This is a genomic window from Maribacter antarcticus DSM 21422 (assembly GCF_000621125.1).
In the GTDB taxonomy this organism is placed as follows: Bacteria; Bacteroidota; Bacteroidia; order Flavobacteriales; family Flavobacteriaceae; genus Maribacter; species Maribacter antarcticus.
This window is the reverse complement of sequence record NZ_JHZC01000006.1, coordinates 250,452-274,436: the sequence shown is the minus strand read 5'-3', so window position 1 is coordinate 274,436 and position 23,985 is coordinate 250,452. Positions and strand designations below refer to the sequence as shown.

Here is a 23,985-nt window from a genome sequence, read left to right as displayed (position 1 = left end):
CGAACGCAAAACAAAGAACTGAGGTAAAAAACAACTCTTTTCTTCATTAATTCTAGACACTAGTACTTTAGACCCATAGATTCACTTTAATGATTCTTTGAGCTTTTTCATTGATGGTTTTTAACTACTTTACTCGTAATACAGAAACGTAGGTTTCATCGTTAGGCCTACCCGATTTTGCGATAGCAAAACGTTGCTTGAGCAACTTGTTCGATACGGTTTCAAGGCAAGTTTCTTACTCTTGCCCTTGTTCACGATTCGCTCATATACCTCTTTGCAAGCTTTGTTATGCTTATAGGCATTAAATGAACATAAGAACAATAGATTCCTCAGCTTTCTATTACCAATCTTGCTAATTCTACTACGGCCTCTGACTCTACTACCTGATTCCCGTATCGTTGGGGTAATACCAACATAACTGCATAGCTGAGATGCCGTTTCGAACTTCTTAAAACCATCAGTGCAAACAATCAAAAAAAGAGCCGTTCTGATTCCGATACCAGGGATACTAGTTAGCAAGGTCAGCTGATGTTGCTGGTCTTGTTTTACCAAAGAAAGAAGCTTCTCTTCAATGCCCTTTATCCAGCTGCTTTCGATTACGTTTTAAAGAGCGATACACAAATTTCGATGGTAACCCTAGCACCTCCTCGCCATGCCTCTTGTTCTTGGTTGCCGTTCGTTTCTTTAAGTAACTATCAAGTACTCTAAAAAGCTGCAAATATTCACGCTGAACTTCAGTAAGCGCGGTATAAAGAGCTACTTCGTTTATTATGGCGTATTCACAAATGTCCTTGGCATCGCTCTTGTCCGTTTTCACCTTGGCCAACTTCTATTTGTATAAAACGCTCTACGGATAAGGGTTTCACAACCGGTACCGTAATCCCATTTTTGTAAAGAAACTGTGCAAGACGATAATGGTAATACCCCGTAGCTTCCATAACAACCAATGAAGTATCCGGTAACGCTTAAAGGAACTTCCGAAACCCAGATTCATCATTTTTATACTGGTCGTGTCCTACGTTAGTACCATGTACATCAAAGACACCTTTACTGATGTCGACTCCGAAAGTTTCCTTATATTTATTCATACGTATTGATTTATGAAAGAACCAGCTACTTCTGCTCACAACAACTTGAAAACGAGATCTAAAGTCTCACAGAACTGAACGTGGTCTAAGTAGTAAAAGAGAGCCAATTATCCATGTTGTCGAAGTCTAAAGCTTCACCGTATATAGTACCCTTAATGCTCTCTTTGGTTCTTTCTGATGTATATCCTAAAAGTTAAGGAACCAAACTTAAGACGTATATAAAAATTAGGCAGAATAACAGTAGAATCAAGGCTTTTGACTTGTATCAAACTTTGTGCTTAACCGAAATTTCGGAGCTTCGAACCGCCCCCTTTTCATATACTAACCGTTGTGTGCAATTAAAAATTACTAACTATGAATCAGACATTAAGTAGATTATTACTGCTACTATTACTATTTACTCCAATAAGTGCCATCCAAGCTCAAATTGAGAAAGGTGCACTAGTTAGAGACAAACCGATTTCGTCAAAATTCGATACTAGTGAAAAGCATCAATACACAATTAATTTAAAGAAAAACCAATTTGTATTTTTTAAGTTAATGCAATATGGTATTGATTTAAAGGTCACAACCTATAACACTCTAAATGAAAAATTAGAAGAGTTTGATAGTCCCAATTATAGAAATGGGTATGAATTATTCACTATAGCTTCAGATAAAAAAGGTGAGTACTTGATTGAAGTTGAATCTATCGACGATAATAATCATGCAGGCGAATACGAATTGTTTGTACAAAGCATAAAACCAAAGGCAGTCAAACAAAACGAACAGGTTGACGAACTTTTTACTGTATGGGATACTAATAATACTCCGGGAGCAGCGGTTGCAATCGTAAAAGATGGGGTCATTATATATAAAAAAGGCTATGGTATTGCTAATTTAGAATACGACATCCCTATAACTCCTACTTCAATATTTCATATTGCCTCAATATCGAAACAATTTACTGTTTTCTCTCTTTTATTATTAGAAAAACAAGGCAAGCTAAGTTTAGATGATGATATTAGAAAATATATTCCCGAAGTACCTGACTTTGGAAAAACAATCACATTAAAACATTTAGCTTCTCATACTAGTGGACTAAGAGATCAATGGAATTTATTATCGATGGCTGGTTGGCGAATGGATGACGTCATTACTAAAGAGCACGTTTTAAAACTTGTGAGTAAGCAAAAGGAACTAAACTTTAATCCTGGCGATGAATATGCATATTGTAATACTGGGTTTACACTTTTGGCTGAAGTGGTTGCTAGAATTTCTGATATGTCTTTTGCCGAATTTACCAAAGCAAACATTTTTGAACCACTAAAAATGAACAACACCCTTTTTTATGATGATCATGAGAAAATCGTAAAGAATCGAGCTTACTCTTACAGTTCTGGTTCTAATGGATATAAAAAAAGTGTCTTAAATTATGCAAATGTAGGAGCTACTAGCCTTTTTACCACAGTAGAAGATTTAAGCCTTTGGTCAATGAATTTTTCAAATGTGACGGTAGGAGATTCAACTATAATTAATAATATGAATACACTTGCAATTCTAAATAACGGAAAAACTTTTGGAGGAGCACTTGGTCAATTTGTAGGAAAATACAAAGGGTTGAACGAAATACAACATGGAGGAGCAGATGCAGGTTATCGCTCTTATCTAACTCGTTTTCCTGACGAAAATCTTACCGTTGTTGTATTTAGTAATTCAGCCGAATTCAACTCAGGTAGAATGGCGCATAAAGTGGTAGATATCTATCTAAAAGATAGAATTAAAATTGAACTTAAAAAGGAAGAAGCTAAGGTAGAAAGCAACTCTGAAGCAGCAACTATAGATGAAAACGTATTAAGTACCTATGTTGGTAATTTTGAATTACAGCCTGGATTTATTATTAGTATTAGCCTAAATAAAGGTCAATTATCTGCATTAGCAACAGGACAATCAGAGGTTTTATTGACGCAAATATCAACTACAGAATTTAAGGTCGAAGGAGTGGAAGCAAAAATTGAATTTATTCCTAATGCTGGAAAGAATATTGAACGCATCAAACTTCACCAAGGAGGTCAAATAATGGAAGCGCCACGCGTTGATGCATTCGACAAAACTTCAGTGAATCTATCAGATTTTTCTGGAGAATACTATAGTGAAGAATTATCTACAACATACAGTTTTACGATTGTCAATGATAGCTTAGTTGCAAAACACAGCAGATTAAGTGACTTCAATTTGAATCCAATAAAGGACGATACGTTTAACGGTGAAGCTTGGTTTTTTGGACAAGTCGTGTTTATTAGAGATAAAAACAATATGATAACAGGTTATAAAGTATCTAATGGTCGAGTTCGAAACCTATATTTTGAAAAAGTAAATTAAAAACTGCACACAGCAATGTATAAAGCGCATTAAAACGCGCCTTATACTAACCGTTGTAAGCCATTAGTAAAAATTCCAAGATAGAGTTTGAAAGGTGTTAAAAATTATTGACCTTATGGCAAAGAAGATTGGAGAAAATGACTCAAATTGAACACTAATAAAAAAACAAATTTGGAAATTTAAATAATTATGAAAAAGATTTTGATAATAGCTCTTTGCTGTTTGAGTACAGGCTTGCACGCGCAAACTAAAACTTTAAAAGTAATATCATATAATATTTGGAATGGGTTTGATTTTAGAAAAGATGTAGAACGTAAAAATAATGTGATTGACTGGTTTGTTGACCAAAAACCGGATGTCGTTGCACTGCAAGAACTTTGTGGTTATACCAAAGAAAGCTTGCTTGAAGATGCGCAAAAATGGGGACATAACTATGCGATTATTCTTAAAGACAAATGCCATTCAGTAGGTTTGACTTCTGTTAATCCAATTGTTCTAAAAGAAAGAGTAACAGAAAATCTTTGGCATGGGATGTTGCATTGTGAAACTTTTGGTATCGATTTTTTTGTTGTGCACTTGAGTCCAAAAGATCGTGATTTTAGAACGAAGGAAAGTAAAATAATTCTTTCAAAAATCGCTTCAATAAACAATAATTATTTCATGGTTTTGGGAGATTTCAATTCCCAATCTCCTTTTGATGGCGATACAGATTTGGACTATCCAGATGCCTTAAAAAACAAAAGGGCGAGTGATTTGAAGAATAAAGATTATACTAACTTACTTGATAATGAATTTGACTACAGTGTAATGGCATCTTTTATAGCGAACCCTTTAATTGATGTAACACAACGATTTGTTAAGTCAGAAGACCGATTTACTTTTCCAGCGAAGGCAAAAATAGAAGCGTACAAGTCGTATGCGGAGTTAGAGAAGGACAGACGACGAATTGATTTTATAATGGTAAGTCGCGAATTGGCAAAAAAATGTAGGAACTCTTTAGTGTATAATGAGGAAGAAGCTGCTCTCTTATCTGATCATTACCCGGTAATGGCCGTGTTTGAATTAAATGACCAATAAAAAATAATTATAAAGAACAAAAAAGTGTAAATTAAAAAACAAACAGAACTGATGTGATTTCATGTTTTGAGTCGTTTATGTAATGGATATTTGACAAAAAATTATCACTTTCAGTATTAAAAATCACGAAGAAAAATTCGAAAGGCTACTAAAAAGTTGTGATGTATTCAGGCCTCAATAGAATCCTTTGATTATCTAGGTTAGTCTGTTAAAAAGATTTTATTGCATTGGGTAGTTACTGTAAAAAGTAAAAAAACAAGACAAAAGAGGATTTTAGAAATCGTAAAAAATGCAAGTAATAATTTGAAACTAAAATAATTTAGATAGAATAAAAAAGGCTTACAATATCGTGTATAGAACATGTCCTGCGGGACACGTGCCATACACACACCGTTCTATACCATTTCAATACACACCAATGAAAAATCTAATAAACTATATTGAATCACGCTTTCCTATAACTAATGATGATATTAGTTTACTTGAAAAATGTTTTATTACAGTAAATGTTCCAGCACAAACGAAACTTTTAGAAGCAGGAAAAATTGAACGTTATGTTTATTTTTTAAGTACCGGAATTGTAAAAGGTTATCAAAATATAGATGGTAAATTAGTAATTCAGCATCTAGTGCCTGAACAAGATTTTTTTACGTCATTAGATAGTTTTATGAGCGAAACACCTGCCTTAGATTATTACGAAACGATTACCGATTGTAAATTGTTAAAAATCTCTAAGCCTGACTTTGAACTGTTGCAAGAAATGACGAGCTTTTGGAGTGATGTTGTGAAATCAGTTACCAATGAACACTTAAGTTGTAAATTAGAACGTGTTAAAGATTTTCAAATTTTAACAGCTAAAGAGCGTTATCTAAAGTTTCTAAATCAACATCCAAAATTAGCTTTAAATGTTTCTGTAGATAACATCGCTTCTTTCTTAGGTATGAAACCTCAATCTTTAAGTCGTATTCGAAAACAAATCACTTTCTAACAAATGTTATTTTTAATACCCTAAAAACTGTTGAAATTTGCTCAAACAAAAAAACGTAAATATGAGCAACGAAATTTCATTAGTAACAGGTGCAAATGGACATTTAGGCAATAACTTGGTTAGATTATTGCTTTCTGAAAATCAAAAAGTAAGAGCAACTGCAAGAAACATAAATAATAAAGAACCTTTTAAAGGATTAGATTGTGAAATAGTACAAGCAGATAATACCGATAGAGAATCCCTAAAAAAAGCCTTTAACGGAATAACAAACTTATATGCTGTGGGTGCAAATTTCAGTATGTGGGCTAAAAACCCTAAAGTTGAAATTTATGATAATAACGTAAATGGAACTCAAAATGTATTTGATATAGCAAAAGAATGTGGTATTAAAAATATTGTATACGTAAGTTCAGTAGCATCTTTGGACTTTACAAAATTACCTGCAAATGTTGATAATGGCTATAATAAAGACAGGAGAAACTGGTATTATAATTCTAAAAATGATTCTGACAAACTTGCAATTGAATTAGGAAAAACATATGGAATCAGAACTGTTTTAATTTTACCCTCTGCAATGATTGGTAGTGAAGCTTATAAATTAAGTTATAGCAATAACCTTGTTTATCAAATTTTAAATGGAGAAATTCCAGTAGACACAAATGTCACATTAAATTGGGTAGATGTAAAGGATGTAGCTTTTGGAGCATACAAAGCAATGTTGAAAGGTAAAAATGGAGAGCGTTACATTTTATCAAACAAACAGCATACCACTTTACAAGAAAGTGTAAAAATAGCATCTGAATTATACCCTGAATTAAAATTAAAGACACCCAAAAAAGTCCCTAAATGTTTATTATACTCTGTAGCAGGTTTAATGGAATTTACAAGTAAAATATCAGGAAAAGAACCACAATTGCAAAGACATTACTTAGATATGTTTTATGGCTTAAAACAAGATTATGATATCACAAAATCAAAGGAAGAATTAGGATTCAATCCGAAACCTTCTAAAGAGGCATTAATAGATGCTTTGGACTATCTAGAAAAGGACTGGAAAATAAAAAAAACGGCATAGAACACCGTGTATAATTAATTGCTAGCTCTCTGTCTACTCGGAAAACCCTATGGATTTTCCTCTGGTTCGTTTTCTTATACTAATTTAGTTGCTAGTCAACGCAACTTACCATACACAACACGTTACCTGCAAACTAAAAAATCCAATGTTAAGAATACTTATCCAGAAATATCCTGCACCAAGCCCAGTTTCAAGAAATTTGATTATTGCAATATTGTTCGGGTTATTTATAGGATTATTTTTGTTGTTTTTCGAGCCTTTTGACATCAATTTGTCTACCAATAGGAATAAGGTGTTTAAATTGCTTTTCTTCGGCTGTATTACGACCATTGTTTTAGTATTATTTTTATACATTTTCCCTTTATTGCTTCCAAAAGTATTTTCCGATAAGCATTGGAAAGTAAGACATCAAGTGATATTTTATTTAGTAATCTTATTTGTAATAGCCACCCTTAATGGAGTTTACACAAATTATATAAACTCATTATCTTTTAGCTGGTATAACTATTGGTGGATTATAAGTCGAACATTTGTGCTTGGCGGAATACCTATAGCGTTTATAACACTTCTTGATTATCAACGAAAAGTAAAACTTAATACGAATAAGGCATCTAACATTCTTCTTAGTAATAAAAAAGAATTTCTAAAGGATTCAGAAGAGACTAGACACCAAATTTTAACAGATTTAAAAAATGAAACTATCTCTTTTAACGAGAATGATTTTAATTATGCAATAGCAGTCGGCAACTATATTGATATGTATGTTTTAGTTGAAAACACATTGAAAAAAGTAACTTATAGAATTACACTTTCTTCATTTGAAAAGCAACTAGATAAAACTTCTAGCTTAATAAGATGCCATCGCTCGTATTTAGTAAACCTTAAAAAGGTAGAAAGTATAACCGGAAATGCGCAAGGTTTAAAGCTTGAGCTTAAAAACCAATCAGAAATAGTACCTGTATCTAGAAAGTATATTCCTATTGTTAAGCAATCTTTTTTAAAGAATCCGTAATTATAAAATACTTAGGCTAGCCTAATAGTTAAACTAAGTGATGATTAGTTTGACATACAAACCATTACTTTGACATTCAGCACATACGACATTTTGGAATAGAACACTCTATTACATTTGAAGTATGAGAAAAACAGCATTCACAGTATTTTTATTTATTGGTGCAATTAGTATGGTAATAATGTCACTACATTACTTTCAATCAGATAGTGCAGGTATACTTAAACGAAAAGAAATTGCCCAAACCTTTTGGTACCTATTGACTTTCAGAACACACATTTTTTTAGGAATAGTAGCTATTAGTATTGGTCCTTTTCAGTTTATAAAAAAAATAAGGTGCAATTACAAAACTACCCATCGGATTATCGGATACATCTATACAATAAGTGTGTTTTTAAGTGCTTTATCTGGTCTCATTATAGCCCAGTTCGCTATGGGTGGTTGGATAACTACAGTCGGTTTTTCTATACTATCCTTAATGTGGATTTATACTATCGTAAAAGCTATAACATCCATAAGAGTTGGAGATGTATTAAAACATAAAAAATGGATGTTTTTAAGTTATGGATTGACCTTTGCTGCCATTACCCAAAGAACCCTATTACTCATTCCCCTTTTAACAGAAGTTCCGTTTATTCCCATTTATCAACTTTCTGCTTGGCTACCTTCACTAATTAATTTAGGTATTGCATATTTTCTATTTAAACGATCTTATGTCGATAATTGATTATATTTATTCATAGTTATGAAGTAATATCTAAAAAATATGGCAGATAACAACGTATAAAAAATAATAGGGAAATGAGTGATTAACCCAATGGACAAAGCTCATTTGCAAAGTCGACAAATTTTTAAATTTGCCTTATTGAATAAAAATAGGGTATAAGAAAATTTAAAAATTCGGCTTGTGTTCAACCGAATGGTTTTCGCTCATTTTCTGCCCTACTATTCTTATACAAGACTGTTGTGGCATATTAAAAACCAACCAATATGAAAAAAATATTTACAGCTTTTATAGTAATATTCATTTGTTTCCAATCTTACGGACAAAAACCAAGAGCAAGAGATTTAGGAGTTCCATTTGTTGGTACAACAGGAGAATTCAATGCTATTACAGATGTTAACGGAGTTGAAGTAGGATATAGCACTATTATTGCTGGAGAAGGAGAAAACATTGTAGGTAAAGGACCCATAAGAACTGGAGTTACTGCGATATTTCCAAGAGGAAAAGCCAAAAAATTTAGCCCAGTTTATGCCAACTGGTATAGTCTTAATGGTAATGGTGAAATGACAGGTACAACTTGGGTAACTGAATCAGGCTTTTTGGAAACACCAATTATGATTACTAACACAAATAGTGTTGGTGTTGTTAGAGATGCAGTATTGAAATGGTATGTAGATATGGATTGGTATAGCGGAGAAGATTGGTGGTACACTTATCCAGTAGTTGCCGAAACTTACGATGGATTCCTTAATGACATATATGGATTTCACGTTAAAGAAAAACATGTACTGGAAGCTATTGAAAATACATCAAGCGGAAAGATTGCTGAGGGAAATGTTGGGGGTGGAACTGGAATGATGTGTTTGGGTTTTAAAGGTGGAACTGGAACTTCTTCAAGAGTTTTTAAAGTCAAGGATTCAACTTATACTGTTGGAGCAATCGTCCAATCAAATTTTGGAGCCAAGAGAAACTTATCAATTGCAGGTGTACCTGTTGGAATTGAATTAAAAGACACTTTAAATTATAAATTTAATGCACCACCAAAATCAAGGAGACAAGAAGGAGATGGTTCAATAATAGTTATTATAGCAACAGATGCACCTCTCTTACCACATCAATTAAAAAGAATTGCTCAAAGAATTCCATTAGGAATTGGTATAGTAGGCGGACGAGGAAGCAATGGCTCTGGAGATATTTTTTTAGCCTTCTCAACCGCTAATGAACAAGCATTTAACCGTGATGAAACGACAATAGTAGAATCAATGCCAAATGACCAACTGATGCCAGTTTTTGAGGCAACTGTTCAGGCTGTGGAGGAAGCGATTATTAATGCAATGGTAGCTGCAGAAACTATGGAAGGAGTTAATGGAAATAAAGCTTATGCTTTACCTCATGATTTACTTATTGAAACGTTGAAAAAATACAATCGAATAAAACAATAACGTGGAACAGCGAAGAACTGAAGTAAAAAACAACGCTTTTCTTCATTAATTCAAGACACTAGTGTTTTAGGCTCACAGATTCACTTCAATGATTCTTTGAGCTTTTTTATTGCTGATTTTCAACTACTTTACTCGCAATACAGAAACGTAAGTTTCATCCTATGGCCTGCCTAATTTTGCGATAGTAAAACGTTGCTTGAGCAACTTGTTCGAAACGGCAATCAAGGCCAGCTTTTTACTCATGCCCTTGTTTACAATTCGCTCATATACGCCTTTACAAGCCTTGTTATATTTACAGGCATTGCACGAACCTAAGAACAATAGATTCCTCAGCTTTCTATTACCAATCTTGCTAATTCTATTACGACCTCGAACACTACTGCCGGATTCCCGTATCGTTGAAGTAATGCCAACGTAACTACATAATTGAGATGCCGTTTCGAACTTCTTAAAACCATCAGTGCAAACAATCAAAAAAAGAGCCGTCCTAATTCCGATACCATAACCCCATTTTTGTAAAGAAACTGTGCAAGACGATAATCGTAATACCCCGTAGCTTCCATAACAACCAATGAGTTATCTAGCAACGCTTTAAGGAACTTCCGAAAACCCAATTCATCGTTTTTATACTGGTCGTGTCCTACGGTAGTACCATGTACATCAAAGACATCTTTACTGATGTCGACTCCGAAAGTTTCGTTATATTTATACTTAAGTACTATTGTATGAAAGAACCAGCTACTTCTGCTCACAACAACTTGAAAACGAGATCTAAAGTCTCACAGAACTGAACGTGGTCTGCGTAGTAAAAGAGAGCCAATTATCAATGTTGTCGAAGTCTAGAGCTTTACCGTAAATAGTACCCTTAATGCTCTCTTTTGTTCTTTCTGATTATATTATCAATTTATAAAGAATCAAACTTAAGACGTGTATGATTAATTGCTTGGCTCTAGCCTACTTACGAAAATCCACGCGGATTTTCTATTCGGTTTTCATTTGCTAAATTACGTGCTTAACCACGCAACTAATCATACACAAACACGTTGGCCGCAATTTGACGCAATCTTTTCGTAAATCTTAAATGTATAAAATGTAATCTTAAATTAACAACAATGAAGAAGAACATCATTTTAATTCTAATAGTAATATTCAATATGTCTTGTTCGGACAGTAGTGACGGAGATTGGGACGACAATATAAAACTATCACAAAAAGAATTACGGTTTGATTCACTTGAAAACTTGGCAGTTATTACGACGGAAGGAGATTCGTGGTGGATTTCAGGAATATTCTTCAAAGACGGTCAAACGTTCGATTTACGCAATGTTGATACCACCGCTAATAATTTTACGATTACCGAATCAGCATTTACTTTGGAAAGAAAAAACGGAAAAGAACTATCTATCAAATTATACGAAAACACTACTGGTTCTGAAAGAATACTTACTGTTGGACTTCAAGCAGGAAATTATTTTGACGGAATAACAATTATCCAATCAACGGACTAAAAAACTACTTCCAACACCGTGCAAAATTAATTGCTTTGGTTTTAGCTTATTTAGGAAAGTCCTCGCGGACTTTCTATCTGTGAATTATTTATTAAATTTAATCCTTAAATACAGCAACTAATCTTGTACAACACCGTTATGTGCAAAATTGAAAATAGGAAGCATTTGTCTTTTTAATGTGAAGGCATATAGATTCCGCTGCGGATTTTAAAACGATATTAAAACTGGACAAAATGAATTATTATTTCTTACTATTTCTAATGTTAGTTGGTCTCTCAAGTAATTTACATGCAGAAAATAAATCTACTCCTCCTAATATCATCGTAATATTTTGTGATGATCTTGGTTATGCAGATTTATCAAGTTATGGTTCGTTGTGGAATCGAACTCCGGAAATTGATCAGATGGCCACAGAGGGAGTTAGGTTTACCGACTTTTACGCCGGTGCTCCAGTATGTACCCCATCCCGCGCTGGTTTGATGACAGGATGTTATGCCCGACGTGTTGATATGGATTTGGATGCCAGAAATCGTTGGGTACTTTTTCCTACGGCTTCAAAAGGGCTAAATCCGCAAGAAACTACTTTGCCAGAGGCTCTAAAAATGGGAGGTTATTCCACTGCAATTATTGGCAAATGGCATTTAGGAGATCAGCCGGAATTTCTTCCTGTTAGACATGGATTTGATTATTGGTTCGGTCTGCCATATTCAAACGATATGGAGAATCAACAAAGAAAAGATCCACCCTTACCCCTCTTACGGAACGGAACAGTTATTGAGCAACTGAATGAACATAATGCTTTCGACCAGACAACTCTTACAAAACGCTATACTGATGAAGCGATTAAATGGATTGGGGAAAATAAGAAGAAACCATTTTTTCTATATTTAGCACATACAATGCCACATAACCCTGTAGCCGCACGCCAACAATTTTATGCACAAACTAGCAATCCAAAATCGGGATTTGGTGCCTCTGTTGCTGAAATTAGTTGGTCAACAGGTGAAATTCTAAATTATATCAGAAATGAAGGTCTTGCTAATAATACTCTGGTGATTTTTACTTCCGATAATGGTGGTGCGCCGAATTTTGGGGCAAGTAATGGTATTCTGAAAGGACGAAAAGGACAAATACATGAAGGTGGTGTTCGTGTACCTTGTATTGCTTGGTGGCCAGGTAAAATAAAACCTGGAACTACATGTAATTCTCCAGGATCAGTTATTGACTTCTTTGCCACATTCACTAAAATAGCAAATATTCAGCTTAGTGATAATGTTAAAAGAGATGGAACTGATATTTCAAGTTCCTTTTTTAATCCCGAAATCAAACAGAAACCAAGACCATATTTCTACTGGCATGTTGGATATCTTCAAGCAGTAAGGTATGGTGACTGGAAATTAAATTTACAAGGTACTTACTCAAAAGAAGCACGTGAGAATATAAAAAAAGCTTGTTATGGCAGTACTCCGACATTGGACCATATTGAACTATTTAATTTGCGCAAAGACCCAGCAGAAAAAATCAATGTTGCTGATAAATACCCTGAAATTGTAAGTCAAATAAGCGAATTTGCAGAAAAAGAAAAAAATGCACTGGGTGAATGGACTAATAAGGGTAAAGAAGTTAGAAAGACCGTCTATATTAAAAATCCGAAACCATTAATAAAATAATAGCGATTAATTCAGCACATAACAAAGATGCTGAAGTAAAAAACAACTCTTTTCTTCATTAATTCAAGACACTAATACTTTAGGCCCATAGATTCACTTTAATGATTCTTTGAGCTTTTTCATTGATGATTTTCAACTACTTTACTCGCAATACAGAAACGTAGGTTTCATCGTAAGGCCTGCCTGATTTGGCTATAGCAAAGCTTTGTTTGAGCAGTTTGTTAGCGACCGCTATCAAGGTAAGTTTCTTGCTCTTGCCCTTGTTCACGATTCGCTCATATACCCCTTTACAAGCCTTATTATGTTTAGAGGCATTGAACGAACATAAGAACAATAGATTCCTCAGCTTTCTATTACCAACTTTACTTATTCGACTACGGCCTCGAACACTACTGCCGGATTCCCGTATCGTTGGGATAATACCAACATAACTGCATAGCTGAGATGCCGTTTCGAACTTCTTAAAACCATCCGTACAGACAATCAAAAAAAGAGCCGTTCTAATTCCGATACCAGGGATACTAGTTAGTACCGTCAACTGATGTTGCTGGTCTTGTTTTACCAAAGAAAGAAGCTTCTTTTCAATACCTTTTATCTCTTTGTCCAAATGCTTTCGATTACGTCTTAAAGAACGGTAGACAAATTTCGATGGCAACCCTAGCACCTCCTCGCCATGCCTCTTGTTCTTGGTTGCCGTTCGTTTCTTTAAGTAACTATCCAACACTCTAAATAGCTGTAAACATTCATTCTGAACATCGGTAAGCGCTGTATAAAGGGGAACTTCATTTTTTACAGCATATTCACATATGGCCTTGGCATCGCTCTTGTCGGTCTTTACCTTGGCCCATTTCATCTGTATAAAACGTTTTACAGACAAAGGGTTGACAACCGATACCGTAATCCCATTTTTATAAAAAAACTGTGCAAGACGATAATAGTAATAACCAGTTGCTTCCATAACAACCAATGAGTTATCTAGCAACGCTTTAAGGAACTTCCGAAACCCGGATTCATCATTTTTATACTGGTCGTTTCCTACGGTACTACCAGGTACATCAAAGACATCTTTACTGATGTCGACTCCGAAAGTTTCCTTATATTTATTCATACGTATTGATTTATGAAAGAACCAGCTACTTCTGCTCACAACAACTTGAAAACGAGATCTAAAGTCTCACAGAACTGAACGTGGTTTAAGGAGTAAAAGAGAGGGGATTATCCATGTTGTCGAAGTCTAAAGCTTCACCGTGTATAGTACCCTTAATGCTCTCTTTTGTTCTTTCTGATGTATATCCTAAAAATTAGGGAATCAAACTTAAGACGTGTATAAAACATAGCTAATAAATGCTTTTTGAGAGGTTTTTGCTCATTTACGAAGACCGCTAAATTTTTAAATTTGACCTCTAAGAATGATAAGTTAAAAACAAAATATAAAAATTCGCGTGTGTATTAATCCGAAAATTTAATGTCTTTTTACACGCTACGTTTCATACACAAAACGTTGTGCATAATTTAACATATAATATCAATAATTTCATCAATTTAGCTCTGACAAATAAAAATAATTATGAAAAAAATATTTCTTTTACTTGTAGCTACTTCATTAATGGCTTTTCAATGTGAAAAAGACCCCATCTATGAAAATATCTATAAAATTCAAAATAATTCTAGTTACGATTTAATTCTAATCACTGATGAAGAAGAAGTGATTATTGAAAAGCCTGCAGAATCTAATTCAGAACATAATATTGTACAAGTTTCAGATTCATATTCGCTTAAACAGCCTTCAGAAAACGTTGTTTTTAGTAAAATTACGCTCTACCGTGAAGATAGTAATGGAAATAGGTTTTTAACTTATGAGCAAGAACCAATTTTAGATGAATTATGGACACTTGACACTTCAGCCGGTTATGGAATTGAAAGCCCAAACTATAATGTTTGGGTACTATCAATTACAAATACTAAATTGAATTAAATCAGATTAAAAAACTACGCACAACACGATGTATATTGCATGCTTTTGTTTAGCTATAAATCCAAACGTAAGTGTGTATTTACTAGCGGATTTCCTTTTATGAAATCCAGTCGGTGACTACCTCGCACGACAACATACATAAAACGTTGTGCTTAATGTAAAAAAAAACTCAGGAAATTGACAGAGTTACAGAAGTATATTACCTCTTACTTTGGAATTACAAACCAGAATATGGACAAAATAACGTCTTTGTTCACAGAATCTAAACTTAAAAAAGGAGAATATTTTACAAAATCTGGTCAATATTGTGAAAGGCTGAGTTTTGTACGGAGTGGTTTTATTCGAGTTTTCGCAAACGCCAATGACAAAGAGATTACACAATGGATTTCTACCAAAGGTTATTTCATAACTGATTTGTACAGTTTTAATTTCAAACAAAGAGCAAGATGGAACATTCAAGCATTAACGGATTGCGAACTTTACACAATCAATAAAGAGAATTACGCACTTTTAAATAGTTTAGTTCCAAATTGGGCTGAAATGGAAAAACAATTTATTGCAGGTTGTTTCATTCAATTAGAAGATAGAGTTTTTAGCCATTTATCGCTTAGTGCAGAAGAACGTTATCACAAGCTTTTTGAGGATAACAAAGAACTATTTAATCAAGTTCCATTACAATATATCGCATCAATGCTGGGAATGTCACCTGAAACGTTAAGTCGAATAAGGAAAAAAAATATTTCTTGATTTTTGTCAAGCGAAAAAACTTGATTTAAACCAAACTTTGTCAAATAAATTAAATATTATGGCAAAGCAGATTAAAACATATATTACAATTAAGGCAAGTAAAGAAAGAATATGGAAAATCCTTACGGACTTTGAGAGTTATCACAAATGGAATTCTTTTATTAAGTCGGTTTCTGGAGAAGTAAAAGTTGGAAACCGAATTCAAATAAAATTACAAGGAATGACTTTTAAGCCAATTGTATTGACTTTAAAAGAAAATAGAGAATTGAAGTGGCTTGGTCATCTTTGGTTTAAAGGACTATTTGACGGAGAACATAAATTCTACCTAACAGCCAACCAAAACGGAACAACCGATTTTGAGCAAAGTGAATATTTTAGCGGAATTTTGGTTAAATTTTTTTCAAAGAGTTTAGACAAGGATATAAAAATGGGATTTGAACAAATGAACGAGGAATTGAAGTTACGTGCAGAAAAATACTAAGTACCACAAAGAACTGAGGTAAAAAATAACTCTTTTCTTCATTAATTCAAGACACTAGTGTCTTAGGCCCACAGCTTCTCTTTAATGATTCTTTGGGCTTTATTATAGGTGATTTTTTTGCTACTTTACACGCAATACAGAAACGTAAGTTTCATCGTAAGGCCTACCCGATTTTGCGATAGCAAAGCTTTGTTTGAGCAGTTTGTTCGATACGGCTATCAAGGCCAGCTTTTTACTCTTGCCCTTGTTTACGATTCGCTCGTATACCCCTTTGCAAGCCTTATTATGTTTACAGGCATTGAACGAACATAAGAACAATAGATTCCTCAGCTTTCTATTACCAATCTTGCTAATTCTACTACGGCCTCGAACACGACTACCAGATTCCCGTATCGTTGGGGTAATACCAACATAACTGCATAGTTGCGATGCCGTTTCGAACTTCTTTAAACCATCCGTGCAAACAATCAAAAAAAGAGCCGTTCTGATTGCGATACCAAGGATGCTGGTAAGTAAGGTCAGCTGCTGTTGCTGGTCTTGTTTTACCAAAGAAAGAAGCTTCTCTTCAATACCTTTTATCTCTTTGTCCAAATGCTTTCGATTACGTCTTAAAGAACGGTAAACAAACTTTGAAGGCAATCCTAGCACCGCTGCGCCATGCCTCTTGTTCTTGGTTGCCGTTCGATTCTTTAAGTAACTATCCAACACTCTAAATACCTGTAAACATTCACGCTGAACATCGGTAAGCGCTGTATAAAGAGGAACTTCATTTTTTACAGCATATTCACATATGGCCTTGGCATCGCTCTTGGCAGTCCTTACCTTGGCCAATTTCATCTGTATAAAACGTTTTACAGACAAAGGGTTTACAACCGATACCGTAATCCTATTTTTTTAAAGAAACTGTGCAAGACGATAATGGTAATACCCCGTAGCTTCCATAACAACCAATGAAGTATCCGGTAACGCTTTAAGGAACTTCCAAAACCCGGATTCATCATTTTTATACTGGTCGTGTCCTACGGTACTGCCATGTACATCAAAGACATCTTTACTGATGTCGACTCCGAAAGTTTCGTTATATGTATTCATAAGTACTATTTTATGTAAGAACCAGCTACTTCTGCTCACAACAACTTGAAAACGAAATCTAAAGTCTCACAGAACTGAACGTGGTTTAAGGAGTAAAAGAGAGGGGATTATCAATGTTGTCGAAGTCTAAAGCTTCACCGTATATTATAACCTTAATGCTCTCTTTTGTTCTTTCTGATGTATATCCTAAAAGTTAAGGAATCAAACTTAAGACGTATATAATTAATTGCTAGGGTACTACCGACTTACGAACATTCCTGCGGAATATTCTATCTGTGATTTATTTGCTAAATTAGTTGCTTAACCACGCAACTAACCATACACAAACCGTTAGCCTTCATTATGACCAACCAATAACCAATGATAAAATTCTTTAGAAAAATACGCTACGACCTTATGGAAAAAAATAAGACGGGAAAGTATTTAAAATATGCTTTTGGTGAGATTGTATTGGTAGTTATTGGAATTTTGATTGCGTTACAGATTAATAATTGGAATGAAAAGAAAAAAATTAAGACTAAAGAAATTAAATATCTTACTGAATTGCGCAAGGATTTAGTTCAAAACTTAAGTGATATTAATGGTAATATTTCTAACCTTCAAACTTCTAAAAATTCGAATGAAATTATTATGCACCATATTGAAAACAACATAGTGTATAATGATTCTCTAGATTATCACTTTTCAATGATATATCCATTTATTACATTCACAATTAATCAAACGACTTATGAAACTCTCAAACAAGGCGGAATGGAATTAATTTCTAATGACTCCTTGAGAAGTTCAATATCTAATATTTATTCAAATAGATTTACATCTTATCAAACATTCGAAAACACATATTTTGTGAATCATTATATTAATCATATTAAACCTATGTTGATTTCTGAATTTGTTTCCTTTGAATTTTCCTCATCTGCACATCCTAAAAATTATAATCAATTTATTAAGAACTCTGAATACAAGCAAACTCTCAACTTTACAATTGATATATGTAGAAATTTTATACGAATGCAATCCAACTTGAAAACTGAAGTTCAGAATCTAATAGATTCAGTTAACAACGAAATTGGTGATTGATTACGAGTTTTAAATGAATAACGAAAGGCTAACACCGTGTATAACCCATTGTTTACTTTGTGTGTACTCGGAAAATCCTTGGGGTTTTCCTCTGGTTCGTTTTCTATTGCCAATTTAGTTACTAAACCAAAACAACGTGCTATACACAAACACGTTGTAAACAATGCTAACTAACATGATCAAGCCATCAATAATTATATTTCTGCTAACTATTATAATTTTCGGTTGCAAGGAAAAAATAAAAAATCCTTTTTCTGTAATCGAAGTTAATGTCACTAATCACCAATTACTGGACAGCTTAATTATTTATGACAAAGAAATGTCATGGGAGATCAAGTCAATTCTAAGATTTAAGGAGTCAAATAGTGGAATAGACACTATGAATATTCTAGAAAATAAACTTTATCAAATTTATTCATTTTCAAATGGTAAACAGGGAGAACTGGGAGAACTATTAATTTCCCCAAACAGCCAAATATCTCTATCTATAGATGAGAACGAACTTTACGAATCTATAAATTATACTGGTAACTTTAAGTTGTCTAATAATTTCTTGGCCTATTCTAAAAAACACCAAAACCAATTGTCTCAAATAGTTCGAAATGGTATTGAACAAAAGGAGCTTAAAATACTCATCCATGAAAAAGGTGACTTAATTAATAAAAAAGGGATTTCACTAAACATAGTTGATAGCTTAAGTACTTATGCGAAAGCAAAATTTAGTGAATTCTCTGATATTCTTAAACAGAAGAATACAAAATACTTATATAAAACATCTTTAGTAAATGAAATAGGGAACAACTTTTCTTTCACAGATATGAATAACAATAATATATCTTTAAAAGATTTTCAAGGTAAATACCTTTATATTGATGTTTGGGCTACTTGGTGTAAACCCTGTAAAATAGAATATGTTTTTCTAAAAGAACTGGAGGAACACTTTTCTAATAATGATGAACTTCAAATTATCTCTATCAGCACTGATCGAGAATTTGATAAATGGGAGAAGTATATTACTAAAAATTCAATTAAAGGAACACAACTTTATTCTGGTGCAAATTCAGATTTTGTAAAATTTTATGATATTGGAGCTCTACCTAGATTTATATTTTTAGATAAAGAAGGCAGAGTTATTAGTCCTGTAGAAATAAGACCATCTAATCCTGAATTATTAAAAAAACTGGAATCAACTGTTTATAACAATGGCTATAATTAATAAGGGGATTAATGCTTAACCAAAAGTTTAGAGCTTTTAAACCATGTCCGCCAAAACTTTTGATTTGACCTTTTAAGACAAAAGATAAAACAAAATAAAAAGTTTTGGTTAAGTGCTTAATCAAAAATTGATCGCTTTTAAATCCTGTACTAACTATAGCCATGATGTTGTACCTAATTTTGAAAAGTGTAACCTATTTTGATTTCTATTCGTCTTACCATAAAACTTGGAAATCAATCATGAAAAAAACAATCTTTTTATTTTTAGTAATTGCAATAATACAATTAGGAACATTCACTTTAAGTGCTCAACAAAAAACACAGTCAGCAGCTCTATATTCTAAAATAGACTCCTACTTAACCGCTGGTTCTAAAAATGGCTTTTCTGGAGCCATTTCTGTTGTGAAAACTGGAGAAATTATTATTAATAAAGGGTATGGAGAGGCCAACAAGAATACTAAAACGCTTAACAATCCAAACACTATTTTTGACATTGGCTCTAACACCAAACAATTCACAGCAACAGCAATTTTAAAACTAGCTGAATTAGGAAAACTAAAATTAACCGATTCTTTAAGTACCTTTTTCGAAAATTTACCAATAAAAAAACAAAGCATCACAATACATCAATTATTAACACATACTGCTGGTTTGTCAGAGTCTATAGGACGTGACTATTCGGCATTTGGAAAGCTATCAGAAATTTCACAAAAGGACTTTTTTAAAAAGCTTTTCGGAAGTAAATTATTATCTGAGCCTGGAGAAAAATATTCTTATTCTAATACTGGGTTTAGCATATTAGGACGAATCATAGAATTAGCTTCTGGTCAACCCTACGAAACTTTCTTAAACGAGAATCTTTTTACACCAGCAGGAATGTTACAAACAGGATATCTTTTACCAAAATGGGATACAAAACAGATGGCTCATGGTTACAATAGAAATATAATGGAAACGGAGTCAACAATTACATATTATATAGAAGCTGGAGGTATCAATTGGAACTTAAAAGGGAATGGAGGAATTAACTCGACTCAAAATGATATGCTACTTTGGTACAAAGCTTTAAAAACAAATATAATATTAATACCAGAATCATTTGAAAAATTAACAACACCCTATCCCTATACTTCCTCTCTTAATAGCACTTCTAGTTATGGCTATGGCTGGGGAGTTAAAAAATTAGAAAACAATAGCAAGAGAATAACGCATAATGGCTCTAACGGAACATTTACACATACTATCATTTGGTATCCTAAGGAGGATATATATATTGTGTATGCTACCAATGCAAATAGCTCGAAAGTAGAAGGCATTGCTTATGTTGTTGCAGAAATAGTTTTGGATGAAAGCTATTCTCCAAAACCTATAAAGAATAATATTTACGCATTCATAATGAATTATATAAAACAACATTCAACAGATAAATCGAATGATTTACTTACTTTACTTCAAGGAAAGTACACTGATGATTTCACAAATTCATCGCCTATAAATACAATTGGAAATCTATTATTAAGATCAAATGAAAATTTGAAATGGATAATAGAATTATTTAAAATGAATGTTCAACTATACCCTGAAGATGGTAATCTTTGGGACTCTTTAGGTGATGGATATAAGGCCAATAATTTAAAAGAGGATGCAATAAAAAGTTATCGAAAAGCAATTGAATTAGGATACAAAGATTCACAAAAAAAGCTAACCGAATTAATTGAGGACTAGAAAAATAACTATTGCCAACAACATGTATAATTAATTGCTTGCTTATCGCCTACTTGGAAAATTCCACCGGAATTTCCTCTGGTTCGTTTTCTTTTACTAATTTAGTTGTTAGCCAACGCAACTAACTATATAAGAATACCTTAGGCACAATCTAGACCAACTGAGACGGAAAAATATTGGTATACTGATTTTTTGCTTCATCAGTTAAATATGGATAAATACTTTGGCTAATAAGTATTGAATATTCCTGAATGGACTCTTTCGATAAAACATCAGCTTGAATTAAAATAGAAGAAAACCAAAAATTACTGATTACCTCTATTCTCTTAAATAAACTACGATATTCATTTTTGAGTAATTCTTCACGAAATAATCCATTTATAATAAGAACGTCAATGACTTTCAAAGATTCTATCTCTCTTCGTTTTGAAAGTTCAGAATAATGACTTTTTATCTTCTGATTTTTTCTTGTAATAGTAACAAAATCTAAAAAGAAAAAATTGTACTCGTAAAGTACTTTAAAAATTTCTATCGATATATTTAAAAATGATTTCAATAAATCATCGGTTGCTATAACAAAAATTTTATCAATTTTCTCAACTAACTGAAAATAGAGCGCTTCAATTATATCCTCTCTCTTTTTAAAATGGTATTGCAAATTACCCACACTAATTCCAACTTCGTCAGCAATAGTTCTTAACGATACATTTGAGATTCCAGTAGTATTAAAAAGCTTTAAAGATTTTTTTAAAATCTTATGTTTTGTTTTATTCATTATAACAAAGATATAATTTTTAGTACAATTGTACTAATTAAGTATATTTTTAGTACGTTTGTACTAAACTAATTAGAATGCTTATGATTGTGGATATTATTGGAGCAGGAATTGGAGGGTTAACAACTGCAATTGCACTTGAACAAAAAGGAATTAAAACAAGAATTTTTGAACAAACTGAGCAAATAAGACCAGTTGGAGCAGGAATTATTTTAGCCAACAATGCAATGCAAGTGTATGAAAAGTTAGGTTTACGAAAAATAATTGAGCAAAATGGAAATCCTATCTCTTCAATGAATATCACCAAATCCAACCTAAAACCTCTTACTAAAATTGACTTATCCTATTTTGAACAAAAACATAAGACTAAAAACATTGCAATTCATAGAGGAACATTGCAACAAATATTAATTAAAGAATTAAAATCCACACCAATTAATCTTAACCATAAACTTACTTCAATAGCTGAAAACACAAATGGTTATTATTTAAAATTTGATAATGGGGAACAAATCCAATCCTCAACCGTTTTAGGAGCTGATGGACTAAATTCGATTGTTAGACAGCATTTATTCCCAAATAATAGTATTAGAAATACAAATCAAATATGCTGGAGAGGAATTACGGAATACAAATTACCTATAAAATTCAGGAACGAATTGAACGAGGCTTGGGGAAAAACAGAACGTTTTGGTTTTGTTCAAATTGCAAAAAATAAAGTTTATTGGTATGCTTTAAAATCCTTCAAAAAAAGTAAAAATGAATTTTCTATCAACGATTTGGAGCACTATTTTAGCATGTACAATTCAGTAATTAAAGAGGTCCTAAAAACGACTAAAAAAGAACAAATAAATACTGCCGAAATTTCAGATTTAAAACCAACAAACATTTGGTATAAAGAAAATGTTTGTTTAATCGGAGATTCTGCACACGCAACAACACCAAATATGGGGCAAGGTGCTTGTCAGGCAATCGAAGATGCTTTTGTGCTTTCAGAATGTATAGACAAATACGGAATCACTAAAGCCTTTTCTGAATATCAAAAATTAAGATTACCAAAAGCACATCAAATAGTTAACGCAAGTTGGCTTCTTGGAAAAGTGGCACATCTTAAAAATCCAATATTAATTGGTTTGCGTAATCAAATGTTAAGATTAACGCCTTCTTCAGTTAATAGAAAACAGAATGAACAAATTTTCCAATTGGCAGAAATATGACAACAACAATGTTATCTACTATCTTATTGGTCATTTTTACCTCATTAGGTTTTATACATTTTTACTGGCTTTTTGGTGGTAAATGGGGTTTAGAAAAGGTAATTCCAACAAAAGACAATCAACTGAATACGCTCTCAATTCCTAAATTTGCAACTCTAATTGTAGGACTTATATTCGTTTTTTTTGGTCTGATTTATCTTGTAAAATCTGGACTTACAAATCTTGAAGTTCCAAATTGGGTAACAAATTATGGATATTGGATACTTCCCTCTATTTTTATTTTAAGAGCAATTGGAGATTTTAAATATGTCGGAATTTTTAAGAAAATAAAGAATACCAATTTTGCAAAAGCCGACTCAATGTTTTTTTCGCCTCTGTGTTTGACAGTTGCAATACTAGGAATGCTGATACAGCTTATAGATAAATAACGGGTGGTAACAATGTATAAAAACACATAGGGCATTGTTGCTAAACCGGAAGTTCTGTGAGTATTTTTAACGTCCGCTAAATATAAAATATAGCATTTAATAATAAAAGCAAAATATTTATATTTAGCTAAGCAATAAACCGAAATGAAAGTTCTTGTTTATTACCCTACGTTTCTTATACTAATCATTATAAGCAATTAAAAACTAACAAGCTGAAATCCAATATATTTTGATAGCCTAACTTTATTCAATAATTCTTTGAATGACTAATTTTGGTGCTTTATTAGAAGACTAAGTTTATA

Annotated in this window: 20 protein-coding genes and 3 pseudogenes; 18 read left to right on the top strand and 5 right to left on the bottom strand. The window is 32.9% G+C overall.

Features of this window, described 5'->3' with window-relative positions:
- Positions 1-124 precede the first annotated feature (124 nt).
- Positions 125-1,088 (bottom strand): annotated as a pseudogene (locus Q360_RS22570) (IS110 family transposase).
- A gap of 354 nt (positions 1,089-1,442) precedes the next feature.
- On the opposite strand from Q360_RS22570, the gene Q360_RS22565 reads away from it, so the two are divergent.
- The 8 genes from Q360_RS22565 to Q360_RS0106385 all read left to right on the top strand — a co-directional run bounded on the left by Q360_RS22565 (position 1,443) and on the right by Q360_RS0106385 (position 9,767).
- A complete protein-coding gene (locus tag Q360_RS22565) occupies positions 1,443-3,449 on the top strand; it encodes a serine hydrolase (protein ID WP_051554599.1) in 2,007 nt (668 codons plus the stop codon).
- A gap of 189 nt (positions 3,450-3,638) precedes the next feature.
- Complete coding sequence (locus Q360_RS0106410) at positions 3,639-4,526, top strand: endonuclease/exonuclease/phosphatase family protein (RefSeq protein WP_027076352.1); 888 nt, start codon at positions 3,639-3,641, stop codon at positions 4,524-4,526.
- Between the two features lie 216 nt (positions 4,527-4,742).
- Positions 4,743-4,844, top strand: coding sequence for a YdeI/OmpD-associated family protein (locus Q360_RS27360; RefSeq protein WP_084273377.1), 102 nt, complete (start codon positions 4,743-4,745; stop codon positions 4,842-4,844).
- Between the two features lie 100 nt (positions 4,845-4,944).
- Positions 4,945-5,514, top strand: a complete 570-nt coding sequence (locus tag Q360_RS0106405) for a Crp/Fnr family transcriptional regulator (protein WP_027076351.1) — start codon at positions 4,945-4,947, stop codon at positions 5,512-5,514.
- Positions 5,515-5,575: 61 nt separating this feature from the next.
- The gene (locus Q360_RS0106400; RefSeq protein ID WP_027076350.1) at positions 5,576-6,589 is read left to right on the top strand and encodes an NAD-dependent epimerase/dehydratase family protein; all 1,014 of its coding nucleotides are present in this window, start codon (positions 5,576-5,578) and stop codon (positions 6,587-6,589) included.
- A 364-nt stretch (positions 6,590-6,953) separates the two neighbouring features.
- Positions 6,954-7,601 (top strand): LytR/AlgR family response regulator transcription factor, encoded by a 648-nt coding sequence (locus tag Q360_RS24535; protein WP_169734632.1) that lies wholly within the window; start codon positions 6,954-6,956, stop codon positions 7,599-7,601.
- Between the two features lie 124 nt (positions 7,602-7,725).
- Positions 7,726-8,328 carry a DUF2306 domain-containing protein gene (locus Q360_RS22555; RefSeq protein ID WP_051554598.1) on the top strand — a complete coding sequence of 201 codons (603 nt, stop codon included), beginning with the start codon at positions 7,726-7,728 and terminating at the stop codon, positions 8,326-8,328.
- 263 nt (positions 8,329-8,591) lie between these two features.
- The gene (locus Q360_RS0106385) at positions 8,592-9,767 is read left to right on the top strand and encodes a DmpA family aminopeptidase (protein ID WP_027076348.1); all 1,176 of its coding nucleotides are present in this window, start codon (positions 8,592-8,594) and stop codon (positions 9,765-9,767) included.
- Positions 9,768-9,926: 159 nt separating this feature from the next.
- On the opposite strand, the pseudogene Q360_RS22550 reads toward Q360_RS0106385, so the two are convergent.
- Positions 9,927-10,489 (bottom strand): annotated as a pseudogene (locus tag Q360_RS22550) (transposase).
- 390 nt (positions 10,490-10,879) lie between these two features.
- On the opposite strand from Q360_RS22550, the gene Q360_RS0106370 reads away from it, so the two are divergent.
- Both Q360_RS0106370 and Q360_RS0106365 read left to right on the top strand, forming a co-directional pair.
- The gene (locus Q360_RS0106370) at positions 10,880-11,275 is read left to right on the top strand and encodes a hypothetical protein (RefSeq protein WP_156950028.1); all 396 of its coding nucleotides are present in this window, start codon (positions 10,880-10,882) and stop codon (positions 11,273-11,275) included.
- A 233-nt stretch (positions 11,276-11,508) separates the two neighbouring features.
- Positions 11,509-12,945, top strand: a complete 1,437-nt coding sequence (locus Q360_RS0106365) for a sulfatase family protein (RefSeq protein ID WP_027076344.1) — start codon at positions 11,509-11,511, stop codon at positions 12,943-12,945.
- Positions 12,946-13,081: 136 nt separating this feature from the next.
- On the opposite strand, the gene Q360_RS0106360 is transcribed toward Q360_RS0106365, so the two are convergent.
- Entirely contained in the window at positions 13,082-14,053 is a 972-nt protein-coding gene (locus Q360_RS0106360) for an IS110 family RNA-guided transposase (RefSeq protein WP_027076343.1), read from the bottom strand.
- 459 nt (positions 14,054-14,512) lie between these two features.
- Between Q360_RS0106360 and Q360_RS0106355 the strand changes: the two genes are divergently transcribed.
- From Q360_RS0106355 to Q360_RS0106345, 3 genes are all read left to right on the top strand, one after another.
- Complete coding sequence (locus Q360_RS0106355; RefSeq protein ID WP_027076342.1) at positions 14,513-14,920, top strand: hypothetical protein; 408 nt, start codon at positions 14,513-14,515, stop codon at positions 14,918-14,920.
- A gap of 177 nt (positions 14,921-15,097) precedes the next feature.
- Positions 15,098-15,667 (top strand): Crp/Fnr family transcriptional regulator, encoded by a 570-nt coding sequence (locus Q360_RS22545; protein WP_027076341.1) that lies wholly within the window; start codon positions 15,098-15,100, stop codon positions 15,665-15,667.
- A 58-nt stretch (positions 15,668-15,725) separates the two neighbouring features.
- Positions 15,726-16,148, top strand: a complete 423-nt coding sequence (locus Q360_RS0106345) for an SRPBCC domain-containing protein (RefSeq protein ID WP_036195237.1) — start codon at positions 15,726-15,728, stop codon at positions 16,146-16,148.
- 120 nt (positions 16,149-16,268) lie between these two features.
- Here the strand turns inward: Q360_RS0106345 and Q360_RS22540 are convergent.
- Positions 16,269-17,240, bottom strand: a pseudogene (locus Q360_RS22540) (IS110 family transposase).
- A gap of 396 nt (positions 17,241-17,636) precedes the next feature.
- On the opposite strand from Q360_RS22540, the gene Q360_RS24530 reads away from it, so the two are divergent.
- The 3 genes from Q360_RS24530 (at position 17,637) to Q360_RS0106325 (ending at position 21,263) form a co-directional block, all read left to right on the top strand.
- Positions 17,637-18,323, top strand: a complete 687-nt coding sequence (locus Q360_RS24530; RefSeq protein WP_156950027.1) for a DUF6090 family protein — start codon at positions 17,637-17,639, stop codon at positions 18,321-18,323.
- A gap of 175 nt (positions 18,324-18,498) precedes the next feature.
- Positions 18,499-19,539, top strand: a complete 1,041-nt coding sequence (locus Q360_RS24525; protein WP_027076339.1) for a TlpA family protein disulfide reductase — start codon at positions 18,499-18,501, stop codon at positions 19,537-19,539.
- Between the two features lie 239 nt (positions 19,540-19,778).
- Positions 19,779-21,263 carry a serine hydrolase domain-containing protein gene (locus tag Q360_RS0106325; protein WP_036195302.1) on the top strand — a complete coding sequence of 495 codons (1,485 nt, stop codon included), beginning with the start codon at positions 19,779-19,781 and terminating at the stop codon, positions 21,261-21,263.
- 151 nt (positions 21,264-21,414) lie between these two features.
- Here the strand turns inward: Q360_RS0106325 and Q360_RS24520 are convergent, their stop codons facing one another.
- The gene (locus Q360_RS24520; protein WP_051554596.1) at positions 21,415-22,038 is read right to left on the bottom strand and encodes a TetR/AcrR family transcriptional regulator; all 624 of its coding nucleotides are present in this window, start codon (positions 22,036-22,038) and stop codon (positions 21,415-21,417) included.
- An 83-nt stretch (positions 22,039-22,121) separates the two neighbouring features.
- On the opposite strand from Q360_RS24520, the gene Q360_RS0106315 reads away from it, so the two are divergent.
- Together Q360_RS0106315 and Q360_RS0106310 are read left to right on the top strand one after the other, a co-directional pair.
- Positions 22,122-23,255: an FAD-dependent monooxygenase gene (locus Q360_RS0106315; RefSeq protein ID WP_027076337.1), complete on the top strand. Its 1,134-nt coding sequence runs from the start codon at positions 22,122-22,124 to the stop codon at positions 23,253-23,255.
- Positions 23,252-23,683, top strand: a complete 432-nt coding sequence (locus Q360_RS0106310) for a DUF3995 domain-containing protein (protein ID WP_027076336.1) — start codon at positions 23,252-23,254, stop codon at positions 23,681-23,683. The genes Q360_RS0106315 and Q360_RS0106310 overlap by 4 nt, the downstream gene beginning before the upstream one ends.
- Positions 23,684-23,985 lie beyond the last annotated feature (302 nt).

Excerpts from the sequence above, each read along its gene's own strand:
- Q360_RS0106370 (WP_156950028.1), top strand. The coding sequence starts at position 10,880 with ATGAAGAAGAACATCATTTTAATTCTAATAGTAATATTCAATATGTCT.
- Q360_RS0106405 (WP_027076351.1), top strand. The coding sequence starts at position 4,945 with ATGAAAAATCTAATAAACTATATTGAATCACGCTTTCCTATAACTAAT.
- Q360_RS0106355 (WP_027076342.1), top strand. The coding sequence starts at position 14,513 with ATGAAAAAAATATTTCTTTTACTTGTAGCTACTTCATTAATGGCTTTT.
- Q360_RS22565 (WP_051554599.1), top strand. The coding sequence starts at position 1,443 with ATGAATCAGACATTAAGTAGATTATTACTGCTACTATTACTATTTACT.
- Q360_RS0106310 (WP_027076336.1), top strand. The coding sequence starts at position 23,252 with ATGACAACAACAATGTTATCTACTATCTTATTGGTCATTTTTACCTCA.
- Q360_RS0106400 (WP_027076350.1), top strand. The coding sequence starts at position 5,576 with ATGAGCAACGAAATTTCATTAGTAACAGGTGCAAATGGACATTTAGGC.
- Q360_RS0106365 (WP_027076344.1), top strand. The coding sequence starts at position 11,509 with ATGAATTATTATTTCTTACTATTTCTAATGTTAGTTGGTCTCTCAAGT.
- Q360_RS0106315 (WP_027076337.1), top strand. The coding sequence starts at position 22,122 with ATGATTGTGGATATTATTGGAGCAGGAATTGGAGGGTTAACAACTGCA.
- Q360_RS0106325 (WP_036195302.1), top strand. The coding sequence starts at position 19,779 with ATGAAAAAAACAATCTTTTTATTTTTAGTAATTGCAATAATACAATTA.
- Q360_RS22555 (WP_051554598.1), top strand. The coding sequence starts at position 7,726 with ATGAGAAAAACAGCATTCACAGTATTTTTATTTATTGGTGCAATTAGT.
- Q360_RS0106410 (WP_027076352.1), top strand. The coding sequence starts at position 3,639 with ATGAAAAAGATTTTGATAATAGCTCTTTGCTGTTTGAGTACAGGCTTG.
- Q360_RS0106360 (WP_027076343.1), bottom strand. The coding sequence starts at position 14,053 with ATGAATAAATATAAGGAAACTTTCGGAGTCGACATCAGTAAAGATGTC.
- Q360_RS24525 (WP_027076339.1), top strand. The coding sequence starts at position 18,499 with ATGATCAAGCCATCAATAATTATATTTCTGCTAACTATTATAATTTTC.
- Q360_RS0106345 (WP_036195237.1), top strand. The coding sequence starts at position 15,726 with ATGGCAAAGCAGATTAAAACATATATTACAATTAAGGCAAGTAAAGAA.
- Q360_RS24530 (WP_156950027.1), top strand. The coding sequence starts at position 17,637 with ATGGAAAAAAATAAGACGGGAAAGTATTTAAAATATGCTTTTGGTGAG.
- Q360_RS0106385 (WP_027076348.1), top strand. The coding sequence starts at position 8,592 with ATGAAAAAAATATTTACAGCTTTTATAGTAATATTCATTTGTTTCCAA.
- Q360_RS24520 (WP_051554596.1), bottom strand. The coding sequence starts at position 22,038 with ATGAATAAAACAAAACATAAGATTTTAAAAAAATCTTTAAAGCTTTTT.